Here is a 19,173-nt window from a genome sequence, read left to right on the forward strand (position 1 = left end):
TGCCCTCCCGAACCGATCCCGAAATCGATCCCGAAAGGACCGCTGTGCCCGCGACTGAGACCGAACTCGACACCCGCACCGACCTCGCCCCGGCACCGTGGTGGCGGCAAGCTGTCGTCTACCAGATCTATCCCCGCAGTTTCGCGGATGCCGACGGCGACGGCCTTGGCGACATCCCGGGCATCACCTCTCGCGTGGACTACCTCGCCGAGCTCGGTGTCGATGCTGTCTGGCTGAGCCCGTTCTACCCGTCGGAGCTCGCCGACGGCGGCTACGACGTCGCCGACTACCGCAACGTCGACCCGCGCCTGGGAACGCTCGAGGACTTCGACCGGATGCTGGCCGCCCTGCATGCGCGCGGCATCAGAGTCGTGGTCGACATCGTTCCCAACCACACCTCCGACCAGCACGCGTGGTTCCAGGAGGCTCTTGCGGCCGGCCGCGGATCGGCGGCCCGGGAACGCTACATCTTCCGGGAGGGGTCCGGGCCCGAGGGCGCGGAGCCCCCCACCGACTGGGTGTCGATCTTCGGCGGCTCCGCGTGGGAGCGCGTTGCCGACGGACAGTGGTACCTGCACAACTTCGCGCGCGAACAGCCCGACCTGAACTGGGATCACCCGGAGGTGCGCGAGGACTTCGTGAAGACCCTGCGGTTCTGGTCGGATCGCGGCGTCGACGGTTTCCGCATCGATGTCGCGCACATGTTGACCAAGGACCTGACCGAGCCGCTGCCCTCCAAGGACGAGCTCGCACTCATTCCGCGGGACGGCAATCATCCGCTCATCGACCGCGACGATGTGCACGACATCTATGCGCAGTGGCGTGCTGTGTTCAACTCCTATGACCCGCCGCGCACGGCAGTCGCCGAAGCCTGGGTGGACCCCTCGCGGATCCACCTCTATGCCCGGCCCGAGAGCCTCGGACAGGCGTTCAACTTCGATCTGCTCGAGGCGGACTTCGATGCGCAGAGCTTCCGTCGCATCATCACCGACAACCTTGCGCTCGTCGCCGCGTCCGGCTCCTCGAGCACGTGGGTGCTCTCCAACCACGACGTCGTGCGGCACGCCACGCGCTACGGACTGCGCACGCCGACCGCGGAATCGACGGTGCCGACCCGACACGGTGGGCAGTGGCTCCTGGACGGCGGTCCCGAAGAGGGCCTCGACCGCGCACGGGGACTGCGGCGCGCGACGGCGGCGACGATGTTCCTGCTCGGGCTGCCGGGATCGACATACCTCTACCAGGGAGAGGAGCTCGGTCTCCACGAGGTCGCCGACATCGACCCCGCACAGCGTCAAGACCCGACCTTCTTCCGCACCGAGGGCGCGGAGATCGGACGTGACGGATGCCGCGTTCCGTTGCCGTGGCACGGCGACGGCCCGGGCCTGGGATTCGGGGCGGCGCAGCCCCATCTGCCGCAGCCGGCGTGGTTCGCGAATCTTGCGGTGACGCTGCAAGAGGACGACCCCCGGTCGACGCTTGCCCTCTACCGTCGCGCGCTGCACCTGCGCCGCCGGCTGGAAACCGCCGAGGAGCTGGAGTGGATCGAGACCGGTCGAGATGACGTGCTGCGATTTGCCCGACCCAACGGTTGGCAGGTGATCACGAACTTCGGCTCGGACCCGTATCCGCTGGACGCGTCGCTCGGTGGTGAGGTCGTGCTCGCGACATCCGGCGGCCCAGTCGCCGACGTCCCCGGCGAATCGACGGTGTGGATCGCTCCGCAGGGGATGAGCGACTAGCCGTTCGGGTTGCCGGCGCGCGTTTTCCCAGCGTTCACCTCGACGTCTCTCGGCGGGACGCGGCCTTGGCCACAATGGGGGTCATGTCCGCTCATGGAATGGCTCGGCACCTCGACGGACTGCGCTTCGGGCGCACCCATCGGAAGGTCTGGGTGCTGTCGGCGCTCGGCATCATGCTCGACGGGTTCGACTTCTTCATCATGGGGGTGGCGATCCCCCTGATCGTCGCCCAGTGGAACATCTCGCCGTTGGAGACGGGCATGGTCTCGAGCGCGGCGATCGTGGGCGCGATCGTCGGTGCGTCGGTCATGGGGAAGATCTCGGACCGGATCGGGCGGAAGCTTGCCTTCCGCATCGATCTCGGGATGTTCGTCGTCTTCGCGCTGGCCTCGGCGGTGGCCCCCGACATCTGGTGGCTCATCCTCTTCCGTTTCCTGCTGGGGATCGGTGTCGGCGCCGACTACCCGATCGCGTCGAGCTATGTGGCAGAGATCTCGCCGCGCCGGCTCCGCTCGCGGCTGCTGATCGGCGCGTTCAGCTTCCAGGCCGTCGGGCAACTGCTCGGCGCCCTCGTCGGACTGCTCGTTCTCAGCCTCGACCCTGTGCCCGAGGCGTGGCGGTGGATGCTCGCGTTCGGTGTCGTCCCCGCGCTCATCATCGTGATCCTTCGCCGGAATGTCCCCGAGAGCCCGATGTGGCTCGCCTCGATGCGCAAGTACGACGAGGCGATCGACGCGGTGACGCAGTTCACCGGTCGCACGCTCACGGTGGAGGAGGTCCGCCAGGTGACCGAGGAAGAAGCGGTCGCCGGTGTCGTCGAGCCCTCGGAGGAACGCGTGACGCGAGAGGAGCGCCGAGCCCTCTTCTCGAAAGGCGTACGCGGGACGACCGCTCTGACTGCCGTTCCCTGGTTCTTCATGGACATCGCAACCTACGGCGTGGGCGTGTTCACCCCGACGATTCTCGCGGCGCTCGCGCTCTCGTCATCCGCGAACTCCCAGTTCATCGCCGATGACATCACGTCCACGGAGGGCGCCGCCTTCCTCGACATCTTCCTCATCATCGGTTTTGCTGCCGCCATCCTCCTGGTGCGCAAGCTCGGCCTCATCGTGATGCAGACGACGGGTTTCATCGTGATGGCCGTGGGGCTCGTGGTGCTCGGGATCACGGACTTCCTGCCGCAGGACTCACCGCTCCAGCTCGCGCTGGTGTTCTCTGCGTTCGCAGCGTTCAACCTGTTCATGAACGCCGGGCCGAACTCGACGACGTTTGCGCTGCCGGCAGTCGCCTTCAGAACCGAGAATCGCGGCGCGGGTGCGGGCTTCGCCGCCGCGGCGGGCAAGACCGGCGCCGCGGTCGGGACGTTCTTCTTCCCGATCCTGCAGGCGGGGCTCGGGTTGTTCCCGACGCTGCTGATCATCGCCGCCGGATGCCTCGTTGCCGCGGCGGTCACCGTCGCCTTCCGTGCTCGCGCGCGCGGCGGCGTCGAGGGCGACGAGCGGACGATCCCGGTCGAGCCCGCGGGAGTCTGACGGCGCGATCGGCGTCGGTCACGTCGACTCGGTCTTCTCGGGCTCTCCAGACGCGTGCGCGGGAGCGCGGCCGTCGAGGGGATCCTCCGGGCGCCGCGACGACAGCGCGATCGTGGCCAGCAGTCCCACGGCGAGGAAGCCGGCGGCGGTGTACGCGGCAAGGCGGGTTCCGTCCGAGAAGGCGGTCTTGGCATCCTGGGCGATCGGCGCCGTGTCGGACGACTGCTCGAGCCCCGCGATCGCCGCACCCGCGCTGTCGACGACGGAGGTGACGACCTGATCGATCTGCTCGGGAGCAAGCCCGCGCTCCTGCAACGTGGACGACAGGATGCCTGCCGTGCTCGTGAACAGCACGGTGCCGAGGATCGCGATGCCCAGCGCCGAGCCGATCTGCCGCGAGGTGGATTGGGTGCCCGAGCCCTGGCCGCTGTACTCGACCGGGACATCCACCAGGATCACTCCCGTCAGCTGGGCGGTCGCGAGGCCGACGCCGAACCCGTAGACGAACAGGCCGGGAAGGATCCAGCCCCACGCGGCATCCGGTGCGATCACGATCGCGACCGCGACGATTCCGACGATCTCGGCGGCGATCCCGATGCGCACCACGATGACGGCGGATACCCGGTTGCTCAGAGCCGCCGCCGCTCCGCTCGCGACGAACGATCCGATCGCGAGCGCGAGGAGGATCAGGCCCGTCTGCAAGGCATCCAGCCCGAGAACGAACTGGAGCCACAGTGGGAGGGAGAGAATGAGGCCGAACTCCCCGAGGGAGACGACCAGTGCGGAGAGGTTGCCGTTGCGGAAGCTCGCGATCGAGAACAGGCTGAACGCGATGAGCGTCGACCTGCCCGCTCGCTCGCGGTGGATGCCCCATGCGATGAAGGCCGCCATGCCGAGGATCGCGATCGCGAACGCCACCGGCACGGGCGAGATCGCCCACGGCCACGTCCAGCCGCCGACCTGGAACTGGCCCTCACTCTGCCACCATCCGAGCGTTCGTCCCTCGATGAGCCCGAAGACGAGAGTGCCGAAGGTGAGGAACGAGAGCAGCCCGCCGACGTAGTCGATCGATCGCACGTGCTCGTCGCGGGACTCTGCCACCGTCAGCAGGACGCCGATGATGATGACGATGCCGAGGGGGATGTTGATCCCGAAGGCCCAGCGCCACGAGAACTCCGTGGTGAGCCACCCGCCCAGAAGAGGCCCGACGGCCGCCATCCCGCCGATCGTCGACCCCCACACGGCGAAGGCGATCCCGCGCTCCCTGCCCCGGAAGGTCGCGTTGATCAGCGAGAGCGTCGTGGGGAGGATCATCGCGCCGCCGACGCCTTGAACGAGGCGCGCGAGGATCAGGAGGTCGCCGGTCGGTGCGAAGGCCGCGGCGATCGACGAGCCCGCGAACAGAACGACGCCGATGATCATGAGTCGGCGGCGCCCGAAACGGTCGGCGAGCGACCCGAACACCAGCAGCAGCGACGCGAAGACGAGCGTGTAGGCCTCCTGCACCCACTGCACCTGGGTGGACGAGATCCCCAGGTCATCGACGATCGCGGGGATCGCGACGTTCACGATCGTCGAGTCGACGATGATCAGCGAGACGGCGATGGAGATGAAGACCAGGCCGAGCCAGCGGCGACGGGATGACACCATAGTCGCTAGATTATCTAGCGATATCGCGCATGCCAACCCACTCGTGCTGATCGCTAGGCTCGGCACCATGCCCGAGTTCATCGACGCGCACGGCGTCACGATCGTCTACGACGTCACCGAGCCCCGCTCTGCCCCCCGCGGCGTCGTCCACATCCTCCACGGTGTGGGTGAACACGCCGGGAGATACGGGGCGCTGACGACCGCGCTCGTGGATGCCGGATTCGTCGTCTACGCCGATGATCACCGCGGCCACGGTCGGACCGGGATGCGACAGCACGGCGATGCCGAGCGGCTCGGGCGGCTCGGTACCGGCGGGCACCGCGCGACCGTCTCCGCGGTGTGGCAGCTGATCGAACGCATCCGCGCGCAGCATCCGGATCTGCCCTTCATCCTGCTCGGCCACTCCTGGGGATCCTTCCTCGCGCAGATCATCGTCAATGACCACCCGCAGGCCGTCGACGCACTCGTCCTGAGCGGTTCGGCGCTGCGATGGCCCGGTTCGCTCAATTCCGGAGACCTCAACGCGCCGTGGAAGGGTCCGGAGGCGACGGGTGTCGAATGGCTCTCATCCGACCCAGCCGTCGGTGCGGAGTTCCTCGCGGACCCGCTGACGACCACCACGCCGCTTGCCCGGCTGTTCGGACTCCGCGACTCGCTGCGCATCATCGGACGCCCCCGGCGCAACCTGCCGAAAGACATCCCGACCCTCATCATGGTCGGCCGAGAGGACACCGTCGGCGGACCGCGCAGCAACCATCGCCTTGCCGATGCGTACCGAACCCGCTCCGGGTTCACCGACGTGACGACCCTGGTCTACCCGGGTGCGCGGCACGAGATCTTCAATGAGGCGCAGCAAGCAGAAGTGCGCGCGGATCTGCTCGCCTGGCTTGATGCCCGGTTCCCCGCCCGCGACTGACGTGCACACGCCCTCCTAGGCTGGTCCCATGCATGGTGAGTACAAGGTCCCCGGAGGCAAGCTCGTCGTCGTGGACCTCGATGTCGTCGACGGGCGGCTTTCGCAGGTGCAGCTCGCGGGGGACTTCTTCCTCGAGCCCGACGACGCGCTTGCGGCCATCAACGCGGCGCTCTCGGGACTGCCGGTCGAGTCGGATGTCGCCACGATCGCCGCAGCGGTCCGCGCTGCGCTCCCGGAGGGGGCGCAGCTGCTGGGGTTCACTCCGGAAGCAGTCGGCACCGTTGTGCGTCGCGCTCTGGTGACGGCATCCGGCTGGAAGGATTTCTCGTGGCAGATCGTCCACGATCGTCCGGTGTCGCCGCGGATGAATCTCGCGCTCGACGAGGTGCTCACCACCCGCGTCGGTGACGGGCGACGGATGCCGACCCTGCGGCTGTGGGAATGGAACGAGTCGGCCGTCGTCATCGGATCGTTCCAGTCGTATCGCAACGAAGTCGACCCCGAGGGTGCGGCGCGACACGGGTACGACGTCGTCCGCCGTATCTCGGGCGGCGGCGCGATGCTCATGGGCGCCGACGCGATCATCACCTACTCGCTGTCGGTGCCCGCGTCGTTGGTGGCGGGGATGACCTTCGCGGACTCGTACGCGTTCCTCGACGACTGGGTACTGCACGCGCTGCGCTCGCTCGGAATCGAGGCGACCTACCAGCCCCTCAACGACATCGCGAGCCCGCAGGGAAAGATCGGCGGGGCCGCGCAGAAGCGGCTCGCCAACGGCGGAGTGCTGCACCATGCAACCCTCAGCTACGACATGGACGGCCAGGTGCTCACGGATGTGCTGAGGATCGGGCGGGAGAAGCTCAGCGACAAGGGTACGACCTCGGCGGCCAAGCGCGTCGACCCGTTGCGCCGTCAGACGGGTCTGCCGCGCGAGGCGATCATGCAGAAGTTCGCTGACACGTTCGCGTCTCTGTACGGCGCCGAACCGGGTTCTATCACGCAAGAGGAATATGCCGAGGCTGAGGCCCTCGTCGCCTCGAAGTTCGCCACCGACGCATGGCTGCATCGGGTGCCGTGACCGTCACGATCCATCGCGGCGACAACCTGCCGCTGATGCGCGCGATGCCAGATGCCACGTTCGGTCTGATCTACCTGGATCCGCCTTTCAACACGGGTCGACTGCGGGAGCGGTCGGTCGAGTCGGCGGCAGCGCCCGGGGAGGTTCCGCTGCCCGGGTCCGTGACCAGGCGCGGCTTCCACGGCCGCGACTATGAGCGGCTTCGCGGCGACCTGCGAGTCTACGACGACCGGTTCGACGACTACTGGGGCTTCCTGGAGCCGCGACTGGTCGAAACGTGGCGGCTGCTCGCCCCGGACGGCACCCTCTACCTGCACCTGGACTACCGCGAGGCGCACTACGCCAAGGTGCTGCTGGACGCCGTCTTCGGGCGAGACCGGTTCCTCAACGAGATCATCTGGGCCTATGACTATGGCGCGAAGACCCGCAAGAGGTGGCCGACCAAGCACGACACGATCCTCGTGTACGTCAAGGACCCGACCCGGTTCTGGTTCGACTCGGATGCCGTGGACCGCGAGCCGTACATGGCGCCGGGGCTCGTGACCCCGGAGAAGGCGGCGCGCGGAAAGCTCCCCACCGACGTGTGGTGGCACACGATCGTCCCGACGACGGGCCGCGAGAAGACCGGCTATCCCACGCAGAAGCCCGAGGGTGTGCTCCGGCGCATCGTGCAGGCATCCGCGCCCCCGGGGCGCCCTGTTCTCGACCCGTTCGCGGGCTCGGGGACGACGGGCGCGGTCGCGCACGCGCTGGGGCACGATGCAGTGCTCATCGACAGCAACCCCGAGGCGATCGCCGTCATGCGCGCTCGACTGCCTCACGCGGCCGTGCTCGAAACCTGAGCGCGTCCGTCGAGCCCGCTCTACGCTGGCGGTATGCGATTCGGAATCTTCATCCCGCAAGGCTGGCGTCTGGACCTCGTGGGGATCGATCCCGCGCAGCAATGGGAGGCGATGAACGCACTCGCGCAGCGCGCCGATGCCGGGCCGTGGGAGTCGCTATGGGTATACGACCACTTCCACACGGTTCCGGCGCCCACCGAGGAGGCCACGCACGAGGCGTGGACGCTCATGGCAGCCTTCGCCGCGTCGACCAGCCGCATCCGGCTCGGGCAGATGTGCACCTGCATGGGCTACCGAAACCCCGCCTATCTCGCGAAGGTGGCCGCGACCGTGGATCTGGTCTCGGGTGGACGCGTCGAGATGGGCATCGGCGGCGGATGGTATGAGCACGAGTGGCGCGCGTACGGGTACGGCTTCCCCGAGCTGCGTGACCGGCTCGCGATGCTGCGCGAGGGTGTCGAGATCATGCATCAGGCGTGGACGACCGGGTCGGCCTCGCTCGATGGAAAGTACTACCAGGTCGACGGGGCCATCGTGCGGCCGCAACCGCTGCAGCGCCCGGGGATTCCCTTCTGGATCGCGGGCGGCGGCGAGAAGGTCACCCTCAAGATCGCCGCGAAGTACGCCGCCTACACCAACTTCGCGGGCAGCATCGAGGAGTTCGATCACAAGCGTGCCGTCCTGCACGAGCACTGCGCCGCGCTCGGGCGCGACCCGTACGAGATCACGCAGTCCTCGAACGTCAACACGATCGTGGGCGCGACAGAGGCCGAGGCTGAAGAGCGCCTCGCCCGGGTGCTGGCGCGGCTTGCTCCGCTGGTCGGCGCCGAGCACCTCGCCGGGATCGAGGCGGAGTATCGCGGCTCGCCTGGGTTCGGCACCCCCGAGCAGATCGCCGAGCGCCTCCAGGAGCGCGCGGCCCACGGGCTCGGATACGCGATCCACTACTTTCCCGAGGCGGCATACGATGCCAGCGGTATCGAGCTGTTCGAGCGGGAGGTCGTCGCGCACCTCGTGTAGACGGAGGCGGGCTCGCTGTCAGAGCAGGGCGCGGACGCTGGCGTAGCCGTCGCCGAGTGTCTCGGGCCCGGTGACGTCGAAAACGCGCGTGCGCCCGGGATCCTCGGACCATGCCAGCCATCCGGGAGTCCCGCTGCGCACGTACGCCGAAGCGGCGCCGTGCAGGACATCCGCCAGCGCTTGGGGCGGGTCATCGCCCGTGAGCTGGTCCACGCGTTCCCGGTCGAGCACGTCGAACCAGAACGGCACGTCGATGCAGTGGCATGCCCAGCCAATCCGCGTCGAAGCCCACGAGAATCGATAGACCCACGTCGGCGATGCTCTCCGCGCCCCCGCGATCCGGGCGACTCCCGCCCGGAACACCTTGTCGGACACATAACGGCCGAGGAGTGCGGCAGTTCCGCGGGCGCGCTGATCGGTATTGTCCGCCAGAAACCTGCGAGCCCGTCGGCGATCCACGCCCAGAGCCGCGAGCGCCACTCCTGCGGGCACGAACCTGAGCCGACCCTTGACGCCGTCAGTGACCATCGTGAACTCGTCGTCGGTCGCGCCCAGCACGAGCTCCTTGTCGGCGCCGACGCCGTGGGCGATCGAGTCCGGCGTCGGCGCCGTGAGCAGATCCCCGTCGATGAGCGGACCCCACGGCAAGCCCTCGTCGAGGAGGCGCCGCACGCCCGCCAGCTGAGTGCCGCCCGATGACCCCGCATCTTCTTGGAGTCCGACCAGGACGTCAGGGTCCGCGGCGGCGAACCCCTCCCGGGTGGCGGGGACCCCGGCGAGTTCCGCCAGACGCGCCGCTGCCGCCGTCGCACGCGACCGGGTGACATCGCCCAGCGCAGGTGAGAGAGCCCAGACTCGATGGAAGAGGTGCTGGGCGGCGGGCATCCCGAGCAGCGTGAGCACCGCGCCACCGCCGGCCGACTGGCCCGCGATCGTCACCGCGCCCGGATCCCCGCCGAACGCCGTGATCTCCCGCTGCACCCACTCCAGTGCTGCCAGCCAGTCGCGTACCCCACGGTTGCTCGGTGCGCCGTCGACGAGCCCGAACCCGTCGAAACCGAGGCGGTATGAGATCACGACCGTGACGATGCCGTGACGGGCGAACGTGCCACCGTCGTACCACGGGCTTGCGGGGGACCCTGAGACGTAGCCCCCACCGTGGATCCACACCAGCACGGGCAGCCGGGCCGTGGAGTCGCCGGGCCTCGGGGTGAACACGTTGACGTTGAGTGTCGAGTCGCCCGGTACGGATGGCTCGGGGATGAGTGTCACCTCGGCGACTGGTCCGCGCTGCGGCGTCGCACCGAAGGCCGTCGCGTCACGCACTCCGGTCCAGGGTGCCATGGGCGCGGGAGCGGCGAATCGGAGTTCGCCGACAGGGGCCTGCGCGAACGGAATGCCGAGGAAGGCCGCGCTGCGTTCCCCCGCCCGTTCGCGCCACACGCCGCGAACCGCACCGAGGCGTGTCTCGACGACCGGTGCGGCAGAGGCCGGGCCCGACTGTCGGGGCGCCGTCACCGTGTGCTCGATTCGCGAGGCTGCAGCGCGGCGAAGAGTTGGTCGACGATTTCGGCCATGTCGATCGTCGGGTCGAGCAGCCACTGAAGCTGCAGGCCATCTGCGACCGCCTGGAGGATGCGTGCGAACACGTCGGGGGACAGCGTCTCCGGCGCCGGCGTGAGGGCGAACGCCTCGCGCAGCGCGGTGCCGCGTTCCACGAAGTACGCGTGAGCGGGGTGGTCCGGGTGTGCAGCCTCGACGGCGAGCCTCGAGAAGAGCTCGACCAGTCCGGGAACGTCGGCGTTGTGGCGGATGACGCGCACAAAGCCCGCCCGGGCCTTCTCGCTGTCGGTTTCCGCCACGTCGGGGAGGACGCCGAAATGCTGGGCATCGTGCTCGTCGCGCTTGCGCAGCACTTCGGTGAACAGCTCTTCCTTGCTGTCGAAGTAGTGCAGCAGGCCCGCCTGACTGAGCCCGACGGCCTCGGCGATGCGTTTGACGCTGGCGCCGCTGTAGCCCTCGGTTGCGATCACGTCGAGCGCGCGTTCGAGGATCTCCTCACGCTTGGCGACGCCTTTCGCATACGAACCTCGTTGTGCCATGAGATGAGTGTGCCGAATGGCGCTTGTTTTTCAAAACCTAGTGTCATATGGTTTTCGGCGAGTCCACCGTCGGACCGCTTCCTTGCCCGAAGGGTATGTGCCATGACATCGCCGTCTGATTCCCCCCTGAGCCCCGCCGATCCTGCGCTGGTCGCGGCCGCCGGCCCCATGACCGAGAACACGTTCGTGGCCTCGGCATCCGGTACCGATGACCCGCCACCACCGATCAAGGGCCTTCGCCGATTGATGTGGTGGATCATCCCTGCCAACCTCGGCATCTTCATGCTCTGGGGCGCGATTCCCGGCATCCTTCTGCCGCAGCAGATCACCGTGCTGTTCGGGGAGGCGGACAAGGTCGCCAACCTCACGGTCGTCGCCACGATCGGTGCGTTCGCCGCCATGGTCGCTCAGCCGATCGCCGGACAGATCTCCGACCGCACGCGCACCCGGTTCGGCCGCCGGGCGCCGTGGCTGATCATCGGTGCGCTCGCGGGCTCCCTTGCCCTCGTAGGTCTGGCCTTCGCGAACTCGTTGGTCGGCGTCATCATCGCGTGGACCCTCGTGCAGATCAGCTTCAACTTCGCGCAGGGTCCGCTCTCGGCGGTGATGCCCGACCGCGTGCCGGTCGCCCGCCGCGGCACGTTTGCCGCCCTCACCGGTATCGGACTCATGGTGGGTGCGCTCGGCGGCTCGATCCTCGGCGCATTCTTCTACAACAGCGTCGCCGTCGGGTACATCGTGTTCGCCGTCTTCGCGGTCGCGATGCTGAGCCTGTTCGTGCTGTTCAACCCGGACTACTCGAGCCATGGTCTCCAACCGGAGCCGTTCAAGCTCGGGGACTTCCTCCGTACGTTCTGGGTGAGTCCGATCACCCACCCGGACTTCTTCTGGGCCTTCACCGGCCGCCTCCTGCTCTACACGGGCTACTTCGCCGTGACGGGATACCAGCTGTTTCTGCTGACCGACTACTTCCGCATCGAGGCTCCCGAAACCGTCATTCCGGTCCTTGGGCTCCTGAGTCTTGTCGGCATCCTCATCTCGACTGTCGTGTCGGGCCCTCTGTCCGACCGCATCGGGCGCCGCAAGCCCTTCGTCTTCGCTTCGGCGGCTGTCGTGAGTCTCGGCTTCCTGCTGCCGTGGCTCTGGCAGGACGTGACCGCATGGATCATCATGACCTTCATCGCCGGCTTCGGCTTCGGGATGTTCCAGGCCGTCGACACCGCGCTGATCAGCGAGGTGCTCCCGTCCGCGAAGTCCTTTGCAAAAGACCTCGGCGTTGTGAACATCGCTGCGACGCTCCCGCAGACACTCGCGCCCGCGGTGGCTGGAGCGATTGTGCTGACGTTCGGATACCAGGGCCTGTTCCCGGTGGCGATCGTGCTCGGCATCCTCGGCGCGCTCGCGGTATGGCCGATCCGATCCGTCAAGTAACCTCTCGCCCAGGTGAACCTGCCTTGGGCATGCCCGTCTCCCCGAAAGGAACCCCATGACCAACAACGACAGCGTCGATGCCACCGTCGCGGATCTGACCCTGGAAGAGAAGGCGTCGCTGACCAGCGGGCTGAACTTCTGGCACACCAAGCCTGTCGAGCGGGTCGGCATCCCGTCGATCATGATGACCGACGGTCCGCACGGCCTGCGCAAGCAGGCGGGAGCCGGTGACCACCTCGGCCTCGGCTCGAGCGTGCCCGCAACCTGTTTCCCGCCCGCTGTGGGACTGGGCTCGTCGTGGGATGTGGAGCTGGTCGATCGGGTGGGCCGGGCCCTCGGCGTCGAGACATCGATCGAGGATGTCGCCGTCCTCCTCGGCCCGGGCATCAACATCAAGCGCTCGCCGCTGTGCGGTCGGAACTTCGAGTACTTCTCCGAAGATCCGCTGGTCTCGGGAGTGCTGGGCGCGGCGTTTGTGAAGGGCGTCCAGTCGCAGGGTGTCGGCACCTCCCTCAAGCACTTCGCCGCCAACAATCAAGAGACCGACAGGATGCGGGCAAGCTCGGACATCGACCCCCGGCCGCTGCGCGAGATCTACCTCCGCGGGTTCGAACGGGTCGTGCGCGATGCGCAGCCGTGGACGGTCATGTGCTCCTACAACCGGATCAACGGCGTCTACGCGTCGGAGGACCCGTGGCTGCTCACCCGCGTGCTGCGCGACGAATGGGGCTTCGAGGGCCTCGTCGTCTCGGACTGGGGCGCCGTCAACGACCGGGTGAAGGGTCTTCCCGCCGGCCTCGACCTCGAGATGCCCTCCTCCAACGGCCGCACGGATGCCCAACTCGTCGCCGCGGTCCGCTCCGGCGAACTCGATGAGTCGGCGCTCGATGTCGCAGCAGGACGGGTCATCGATCTCGTTCGCAAGGCCCGGGCAGGAGCAGGGAAGGTGGCGGGACCGCTCGACGTCGACGCGCACCACGCCCTCGCCCGCGAGGCTGCCGGTCGCTCCATCGTGCTCTTGAAGAACGAGGACGGCATCCTGCCCCTGGCCAAGGACGCGACCCTTGCCGTCATCGGAGCGTTCGCCGAGAAGCCGCGTTATCAGGGTGCCGGCTCGTCGCTGATCAACCCGACCCGCCTCGACACGGCGCTCGAGGAAATCCGCGCGCTCGCCACCGGCGAGGTCGCCTATGCCCCCGGGTTCTCGCTGGCTGCCGATGTCGACGAGTCCCACGCGACGCGGTTGCGTGATGAGGCGGTGGCTGCGGCATCCGCTGCCAAGGTCGTCGTGCTGTTCCTCGGACTGCCCGCGCGACTGGAATCCGAAGGCTATGACCGCGACGACATCGATCTGCCCGCCGAGCAGCTCGCGGTGCTGGATGCCGTGCGAGAGGTCAACCCGAACGTCGTCGTCGTGCTCTCCAACGGCGGGGTCGTGGCGCTGCCCTTTGCCGAAGACGTCCCCGCGATCCTGGAGGGGTGGCTGCTCGGACAGGCCGGCGGCGGGGCGACCGCCGATGTCCTGTTCGGTGAGGTCAACCCGTCGGCCAAACTCACCGAAACGATCCCGCTGCGGCTGTCCGACACTCCGGCCTACCTCGACTTCCCCGGCGAGTTCGGACATGTCCGCTACGGCGAAGGGCTGTTCGTCGGCTACCGCTGGTATGACGCGCGGGACCTGGATGTCGCCTATCCGTTCGGTCACGGCCTGTCGTACACGACGTTCTCGTACACGGATGCCGCGGCATCCGTGACGGCGGACGGCGACATCGAGGTGCGGGTCACCGTCACCAACACCGGTGAGCGGGACGGGCGTGAGATCGTGCAGGTCTATACGTCGCTGCCGGGCTCGACGGTGCAGCGTCCCGTCCGCGAGCTCACGGGGTTCGCCTCGGTCGCTCTTGCCGCGGGCGCGTCGGCGGAGGTCATCGTGCCGGTCCGTCGAGCCGACCTCGCCTACTGGGACATCCGTGTCGATGGCTGGGTGGTCGAGGGCGGCCGGTACACGGTCGATGTGGGAGCGTCCAGCCGCGACATCCGCGCCTCGGTATCCGTTGCGGTGGACGGCGATTCGCTGCGGCTCCCCCTTTCGCGGGAGTCCTCGCTCGCTGAAGTGCTCGCCCATCCCGTCGTCGGTGAGATGGTCCAGGGAGCCTTGCAGCAGATGATGGCGGGAATGGATGGTCTCGAGTCGGTCATGCCCGAGGGCGTGTCGATGGAGAAGATGATGCTCTCGTTCCCGATCGGCCGGATGTCGATGATGGGCGGCGACCAGGTCAGCGCCGAGATGATCGACGGCCTCATCGCCATGGCCAACGCGCCTCAGCAGGAGCGGGCGTAGGTGCACATCGCTGAGGGAGGACGAGGGGCGTTGCCATCGTCCTCCCTCAGCGATACCTCCTACCGCGGTGAAGCTCCGCCGGGGTCGTCGCGGTGGGCGCCCGCGGAGGGCCGTACCGTGAACACCCGCGGCGTGCGGAATCCGGATGCCGAGAACGCGGCGGTCACGGCATCCGTCACCTCCGCCACGCGATCGCGGGGGACGAGAGCGATCGCTGCGCCGCCGAACCCGCCGCCGGTCATCCGGGCGCCGACCGCGCCACCGACCATCGCGGCTTCCACGGCGGTGTCGAGCTCGGGCACGGAGATCTCGAAGTCGTCGCGCATCGACGCGTGCGAGGCCAACAGCAGTTCACCGATCGCCAGCGGCCCGTCGCTGCGGAGCACGCGCACCGTCTCGATGACGCGCGCGTTCTCGGTCACGATGTGGCGCACGCGCCGGAACGTCTCGTCATCCATCACGGATGCCGCGCGCTCGAGGTCATCCAGCGTCAGGTCGCGGAGCGCGGCGACGCCCATCGCTGCGGCTCCGCGTTCGCAGGAGGCGCGGCGCTCGCGGTAGCCGCCGGTCGAATGCGCGTGCGTCACGAGCGTGTCGATCACGAGCACCTCGAGCCCGGCGTCCGAGAGCCCCAGGGGTACGACCTCGGTCTCGAGTGTCCGGCAATCCAGGAACACCGCGGCGTCGGTCTCGCCGAGCATCGAGGCGGTCTGATCCATGATGCCCGTCGGTGCGCCGACGGCCTCGTTCTCGGCGGTACGGCCCACGCGCGCCAGCTCCCGCTTCGAAAGCCCGGCGTTCCAGAGTTCATCGAGGGCCACCGCGACGGCGCACTCGATGGCCGCGGACGACGACAGCCCCGCGCCGACCGGCACCGACGAGGCGATTGCCAGATCCAGACCGTGCGCCGAGGCGGACTCTCCGGCGGCATGACGCAGGGCCCACGCCACCCCGAGCGGGTACGTCGACCATTCGGGGACAGATGCCGGCGCGGCGGACGCGAAGAGCTCATCGAGTCCGGCGATCGGAACTGACGCCGGGGTCTCATCGAAACTGGAGCGCACCCGCAGGACCTCGTCGGTCCGTGGCGCGACGGCGACTGCCGTGCGCGCATCGATCGCGAACGGCAGCACGAACCCGTCGTTGTAGTCGGTGTGCTCGCCGATCAGGTTCACGCGACCCGGTGCCGACCAGACCCCCAGGGGCGCGGCATCCGTCATCTCCCGCAGCAGCCCGAGGGCGGCGGCGTGCGGATCGGCGGCGCTCACAGCTGGACCCCCTCGACGGCGTCACGGAGGCGGGCCGCTGCATCCTCGGGCGGGATGTCGCCGATCCAGGCGCCCATCGCCGCCTCGGAGCCGGCGAGGAACTTCAGCTTGTCGGCCGCGCGCCGCGGCGAGGTGATCTCCAGCCGCAGGCGCACGCTGTCGCGGCCGACGTGGACGGGCGCCTGGTGCCAGGCCGCGATGTAGGGCGTCGGCGTCTCGTAGAGGGCGTCGATCCCGCGCAGCAGGCGCAGGTAGAGCGCGGCAAGCTCGTCGCGTTCGGCATCCGTCGTCTCGGCGAAGTCGGCGACGTGACGGTGCGGCATGAGGTGCACTTCGATCGGCCACCGCGCGGCAAAGGGAACGTACGCGGTGAAGTGATCGCCCGCGAGCACGACCCGGGGCCCGGTCTGCTCGAACTCCAGGACGCGCGCGAGCAGGTCGGGGCTGGTGAGGTCGATGTTCTCGAGCAGCCGGCGGGTGCGCGGCGTCACGTACGGGTAGGCGTAGATCTGACCGTGCGGATGCGGGAGCGTGACGCCGATCGCTTCGCCGCGGTTCTCGAACGGGAACACCTGCTGCACGCCCGGCAGTGCGGACAGTGCGGCGGTGCGGTCGGCCCAGGCCTCGATCACGGTGCGGGCGCGAGTCACCGTCTGCGTGCCGAACGAGCCGGTGTGCTCGGGGCTGAAGCACACGACCTCGCAGCGTCCGACGGACGTGCGCACGCGGCCGAGCCCCGGTGCCTCGAGGTCGTCGAGGCCGCGGGGCGGGTTGGATGCCTCGGGCGCCGTCCCGTGCGCCTCGGCCAGCGCCGGTCCGAACGAGGGGGAGCGGTTCTCGAACACCGCCACGTCATAGCGCGACGGGATCTCCGACGGGTTGGTCGGCGTCTGCGGGGCGAGCGGGTCGAGCTCCGCCGGCGGCAGGAACGCGCGGTTCTGACGCGCCGCCGCAATCGAGATCCAGTCGCCGGTCAGGATGTCCTGCCGCATCGTGGCGGTCTCGGGTCGGGGGTCGAGCGGGCGGGCGTCGATGGCGCGCTCCGCGCCGAGCGCGGTGCCCGGGTCGTCGTAGTAGAAGAGGTCGCGGCCGTCCGCGAGTGTCGTGTCGTGGCGGACGACACCGGCTCCGAGAGTGGTCGGTTCGCTGGGCGTGTTCACGATAACACGCTAGTCGTCGAGCGTGATACCGTCAACACGGAGGCTTCATGACCGGGCAGCGCCGCACATCCATGGCAGACGTCGCCGAACTGGCGGGGGTATCGGCCCAGACCGTGTCACGCGTCGTGAACGGAAGCCCCCGCGTCGACCCCGCCACTCGCGAGCGGGTCGAGGCGGCGATGGCAGCATCCGGCTACCGCGTCCACCGAGCCGCCCGGGCGCTGCGCACCGGGCGCACAGGCGTCATCGGCGCTGTCGTATCGACCCTCGCCACGGTCGGCAACTCGCTGCTGCTGCAGTCGGTCGTCGACGAGGCTTCCGTCCGCGGCTATGCCGTCGCCATCGCCCGTATCGGCGCAGGGGGGCCCGCGGAGGCGTTCGACCGGCTGCGTGAACAGGGAGTGGATGGCGCGATCGTCGTCAATGAGGCATCCGCGCTCTTGCGGGATGTCGCATTACCCGCTGACCTGCGCCTGGTCGTCGTCGACTCACCGCCGGACGAGCGCTACCCCGGGGTGGCAACTGCCCACGCGGAGGGCGCGGCGCTCGCCACGGCTCACCTGCTCGACCTCGGGCATCGTGTGATCGCGCACGTCGCGGGCCCCGCGTCCTCCTACGCCGCCACCGAGCGCGAGCGAGGGTGGCGCGAGGCGCTGGCCGCCGCGGGGTGTGAACCCGGCCCGGTCATGCGCGGTACCTGGTCCTCGGCATCCGGCTTCGACGCGGGGCAGCAGGTGCTGGATGCCGTCACCGGGCGCGCAGCGGTCACGGGCGTGGTCGTCGCGAACGACCAGATGGCCCTCGGGATGCTGCGGGCGGCGTCGGAGCGCGGCATGTCTGTTCCGGGCCGGCTGAGCGTCGTCGGGTTCGATGACGTCGACGACGCCGCGAACTACACACCCGCGCTCACGACCGTGCGGCAGCGCTTCGATGTGCTCGGGCAGCGCGCGGTCGCCGCGGTGATCGACGGGGCCGACGCCGGTTCGAGACAGGTGGTCGACGCCCCGCTGGTCGTGCGAGCGAGCACCGCTGAACCGGCCACCTCCTGATCAGGCGGCGCGAAACAGTCCTGCGCCGACCTCAGCGGCTGACTTAGCTCGCCCTCCGACGTGCTTCCCAGCCCGAACGCACCATCTCGTCGATCGAGTAGCGCATCTGCCAGTCCAGGTCGCGGGCGGCAAGCTCCCCGGTCGCGACGATCCGGTCCGGATCCCCTGGGCGACGGGGGCCGATCTCGGGGGTGAAGGCGATGCCGGTGACCCGTGCCATGGCATCCATGATCTCCCGCACCGACAGCCCGTTCTGGGAGCCGAGGTTGTAGGCGGCCTCGACCGGTTCACCCGCCAGCAGTCGCTGCGCGGCGGCGACGTGCGCGGCCGCGATGTCGCCGACGTGCACGTAGTCGCGCACGTTGGTGCCGTCGGGAGTGTCGTAGTCGTCGCCGTTGATGCGGGGTGTCTCGCCGGCCAGCAGCTTCTCGAACACGATCGGGAAGAGGTTGTGGGGGCTCGTGTCGTATACGGTGGGGTCGGCCGAGCCGACGACGTTGAAGTAGCGCAGCGAGGTGTGCCGAAGCGGGGCGTCGGTGTCTGCTGTCGCGCGAGCCTGGTCGGCGATCAGCCACTCGCCGATGAGCTTCGACTCCCCGTACGGCGAGGCCGGACGTTTGGGGAGGTCCTCGACCACGAGCGGCACGTCGGGCGTTCCGTAGACGGCCGCGCTCGAGGAGAACACGATGTTGGTCACGCCCGCCGCGGCCATCGCCTCGAGTACGACGCGGGTGCCTTCGACGTTCTGGTGGTACGTGTGCAGGGGCCGGGTGACCGAGACGCCGGCGTACTTGTAGCCGGCAACGTGGATGACGCCGTCGACGCCGTGCTCGCGCAACGTCTTCTCGACGAGGTCTCGGTCCAGAATGGACCCGCGCACGAGCGGCACACCGTCGGGGACGAACCCGTCATGCCCGCTGGAGAGATCGTCGATGACGACGGGATCCATTCCCGCGGTCGACAGTGCGCGGACGACGTGGGCACCGATGTATCCGGCACCGCCGGTGACAAGCCAGCTCATGGGTTCCATCCTGTCAGGTTC

General features: G+C 68.8%; 15 protein-coding genes. 9 read left to right on the plus strand and 6 right to left on the minus strand.

The genetic code is table 11. The annotated features are described in order from the left end of the window. The first annotated feature begins 44 nt into the window (after positions 1-44). Both ACSGC5_RS00505 and ACSGC5_RS00510 read left to right on the plus strand, forming a co-directional pair. On the plus strand, positions 45-1,742 hold the full coding sequence (locus ACSGC5_RS00505) for a glycoside hydrolase family 13 protein (protein ID WP_434968675.1): 1,698 nt from the start codon (positions 45-47) through the stop codon (positions 1,740-1,742). Between the two features lie 83 nt (positions 1,743-1,825). Continuing rightward, positions 1,826-3,274, plus strand: a complete 1,449-nt coding sequence (locus tag ACSGC5_RS00510) for an MFS transporter (protein ID WP_434968676.1) — start codon at positions 1,826-1,828, stop codon at positions 3,272-3,274. Between the two features lie 18 nt (positions 3,275-3,292). Here ACSGC5_RS00510 and ACSGC5_RS00515 read toward each other — a convergent pair whose 3' ends face one another. Beyond that, positions 3,293-4,924, minus strand: a complete 1,632-nt coding sequence (locus tag ACSGC5_RS00515; protein ID WP_434968677.1) for a DHA2 family efflux MFS transporter permease subunit — start codon at positions 4,922-4,924, stop codon at positions 3,293-3,295. 67 nt (positions 4,925-4,991) lie between these two features. On the opposite strand from ACSGC5_RS00515, the gene ACSGC5_RS00520 reads away from it, so the two are divergent. The 4 genes from ACSGC5_RS00520 to ACSGC5_RS00535 are packed head-to-tail and all read left to right on the plus strand — an operon-like array spanning position 4,992 to position 8,780. Beyond that, positions 4,992-5,840 (plus strand): alpha/beta fold hydrolase, encoded by an 849-nt coding sequence (locus tag ACSGC5_RS00520; RefSeq protein ID WP_434968678.1) that lies wholly within the window; start codon positions 4,992-4,994, stop codon positions 5,838-5,840. A 28-nt stretch (positions 5,841-5,868) separates the two neighbouring features. Next, positions 5,869-6,918 (plus strand): lipoate--protein ligase family protein, encoded by a 1,050-nt coding sequence (locus ACSGC5_RS00525; protein WP_434968679.1) that lies wholly within the window; start codon positions 5,869-5,871, stop codon positions 6,916-6,918. After that, positions 6,897-7,760, plus strand: coding sequence for a DNA-methyltransferase (locus tag ACSGC5_RS00530; protein WP_434968680.1), 864 nt, complete (start codon positions 6,897-6,899; stop codon positions 7,758-7,760). Before ACSGC5_RS00525 ends, ACSGC5_RS00530 begins: the two co-directional genes overlap by 22 nt. A 33-nt stretch (positions 7,761-7,793) precedes the next feature. Beyond that, positions 7,794-8,780: an LLM class F420-dependent oxidoreductase gene (locus ACSGC5_RS00535; RefSeq protein ID WP_434968681.1), complete on the plus strand. Its 987-nt coding sequence runs from the start codon at positions 7,794-7,796 to the stop codon at positions 8,778-8,780. Between the two features lie 18 nt (positions 8,781-8,798). On the opposite strand, the gene ACSGC5_RS00540 is transcribed toward ACSGC5_RS00535, so the two are convergent. Both ACSGC5_RS00540 and ACSGC5_RS00545 read right to left on the minus strand, forming a co-directional pair. Then, positions 8,799-10,298 carry a carboxylesterase/lipase family protein gene (locus ACSGC5_RS00540; protein WP_434968682.1) on the minus strand — a complete coding sequence of 500 codons (1,500 nt, stop codon included), beginning with the start codon at positions 10,296-10,298 and terminating at the stop codon, positions 8,799-8,801. Continuing rightward, positions 10,295-10,882, minus strand: a complete 588-nt coding sequence (locus ACSGC5_RS00545) for a TetR/AcrR family transcriptional regulator (RefSeq protein ID WP_434968683.1) — start codon at positions 10,880-10,882, stop codon at positions 10,295-10,297. The genes ACSGC5_RS00540 and ACSGC5_RS00545 overlap by 4 nt, the downstream gene beginning before the upstream one ends. A gap of 102 nt (positions 10,883-10,984) precedes the next feature. Between ACSGC5_RS00545 and ACSGC5_RS00550 the strand changes: the two genes are divergently transcribed. Next, a complete protein-coding gene (locus ACSGC5_RS00550) occupies positions 10,985-12,313 on the plus strand; it encodes an MFS transporter (protein ID WP_434968684.1) in 1,329 nt (442 codons plus the stop codon). 55 nt (positions 12,314-12,368) lie between these two features. Next, complete coding sequence (locus ACSGC5_RS00555; protein ID WP_434968685.1) at positions 12,369-14,654, plus strand: glycoside hydrolase family 3 C-terminal domain-containing protein; 2,286 nt, start codon at positions 12,369-12,371, stop codon at positions 14,652-14,654. 59 nt (positions 14,655-14,713) lie between these two features. Here the strand turns inward: ACSGC5_RS00555 and galK are convergent, their stop codons facing one another. Together galK and galT are read right to left on the minus strand one after the other, a co-directional pair. After that, a complete protein-coding gene (gene galK / locus ACSGC5_RS00560; protein ID WP_434968857.1) occupies positions 14,714-15,874 on the minus strand; it encodes a galactokinase in 1,161 nt (386 codons plus the stop codon). A 44-nt stretch (positions 15,875-15,918) separates the two neighbouring features. Further along, positions 15,919-17,082 (minus strand): galactose-1-phosphate uridylyltransferase, encoded by a 1,164-nt coding sequence (galT, locus tag ACSGC5_RS00565; protein ID WP_434968686.1) that lies wholly within the window; start codon positions 17,080-17,082, stop codon positions 15,919-15,921. Positions 17,083-17,129: 47 nt separating this feature from the next. Between galT and ACSGC5_RS00570 the strand changes: the two genes are divergently transcribed. Next, positions 17,130-18,131 carry a LacI family DNA-binding transcriptional regulator gene (locus ACSGC5_RS00570; protein ID WP_434968687.1) on the plus strand — a complete coding sequence of 334 codons (1,002 nt, stop codon included), beginning with the start codon at positions 17,130-17,132 and terminating at the stop codon, positions 18,129-18,131. Positions 18,132-18,174: 43 nt separating this feature from the next. Here the strand turns inward: ACSGC5_RS00570 and galE are convergent, their stop codons facing one another. Then, a complete protein-coding gene (gene galE / locus ACSGC5_RS00575; RefSeq protein WP_434968688.1) occupies positions 18,175-19,152 on the minus strand; it encodes a UDP-glucose 4-epimerase GalE in 978 nt (325 codons plus the stop codon). Positions 19,153-19,173 lie beyond the last annotated feature (21 nt).

Origin of the sequence: Microbacterium sp. bgisy207, from assembly GCF_965345035.1 — a bacterium.
GTDB lineage: Bacteria > Actinomycetota > Actinomycetes > Actinomycetales > Microbacteriaceae > Microbacterium.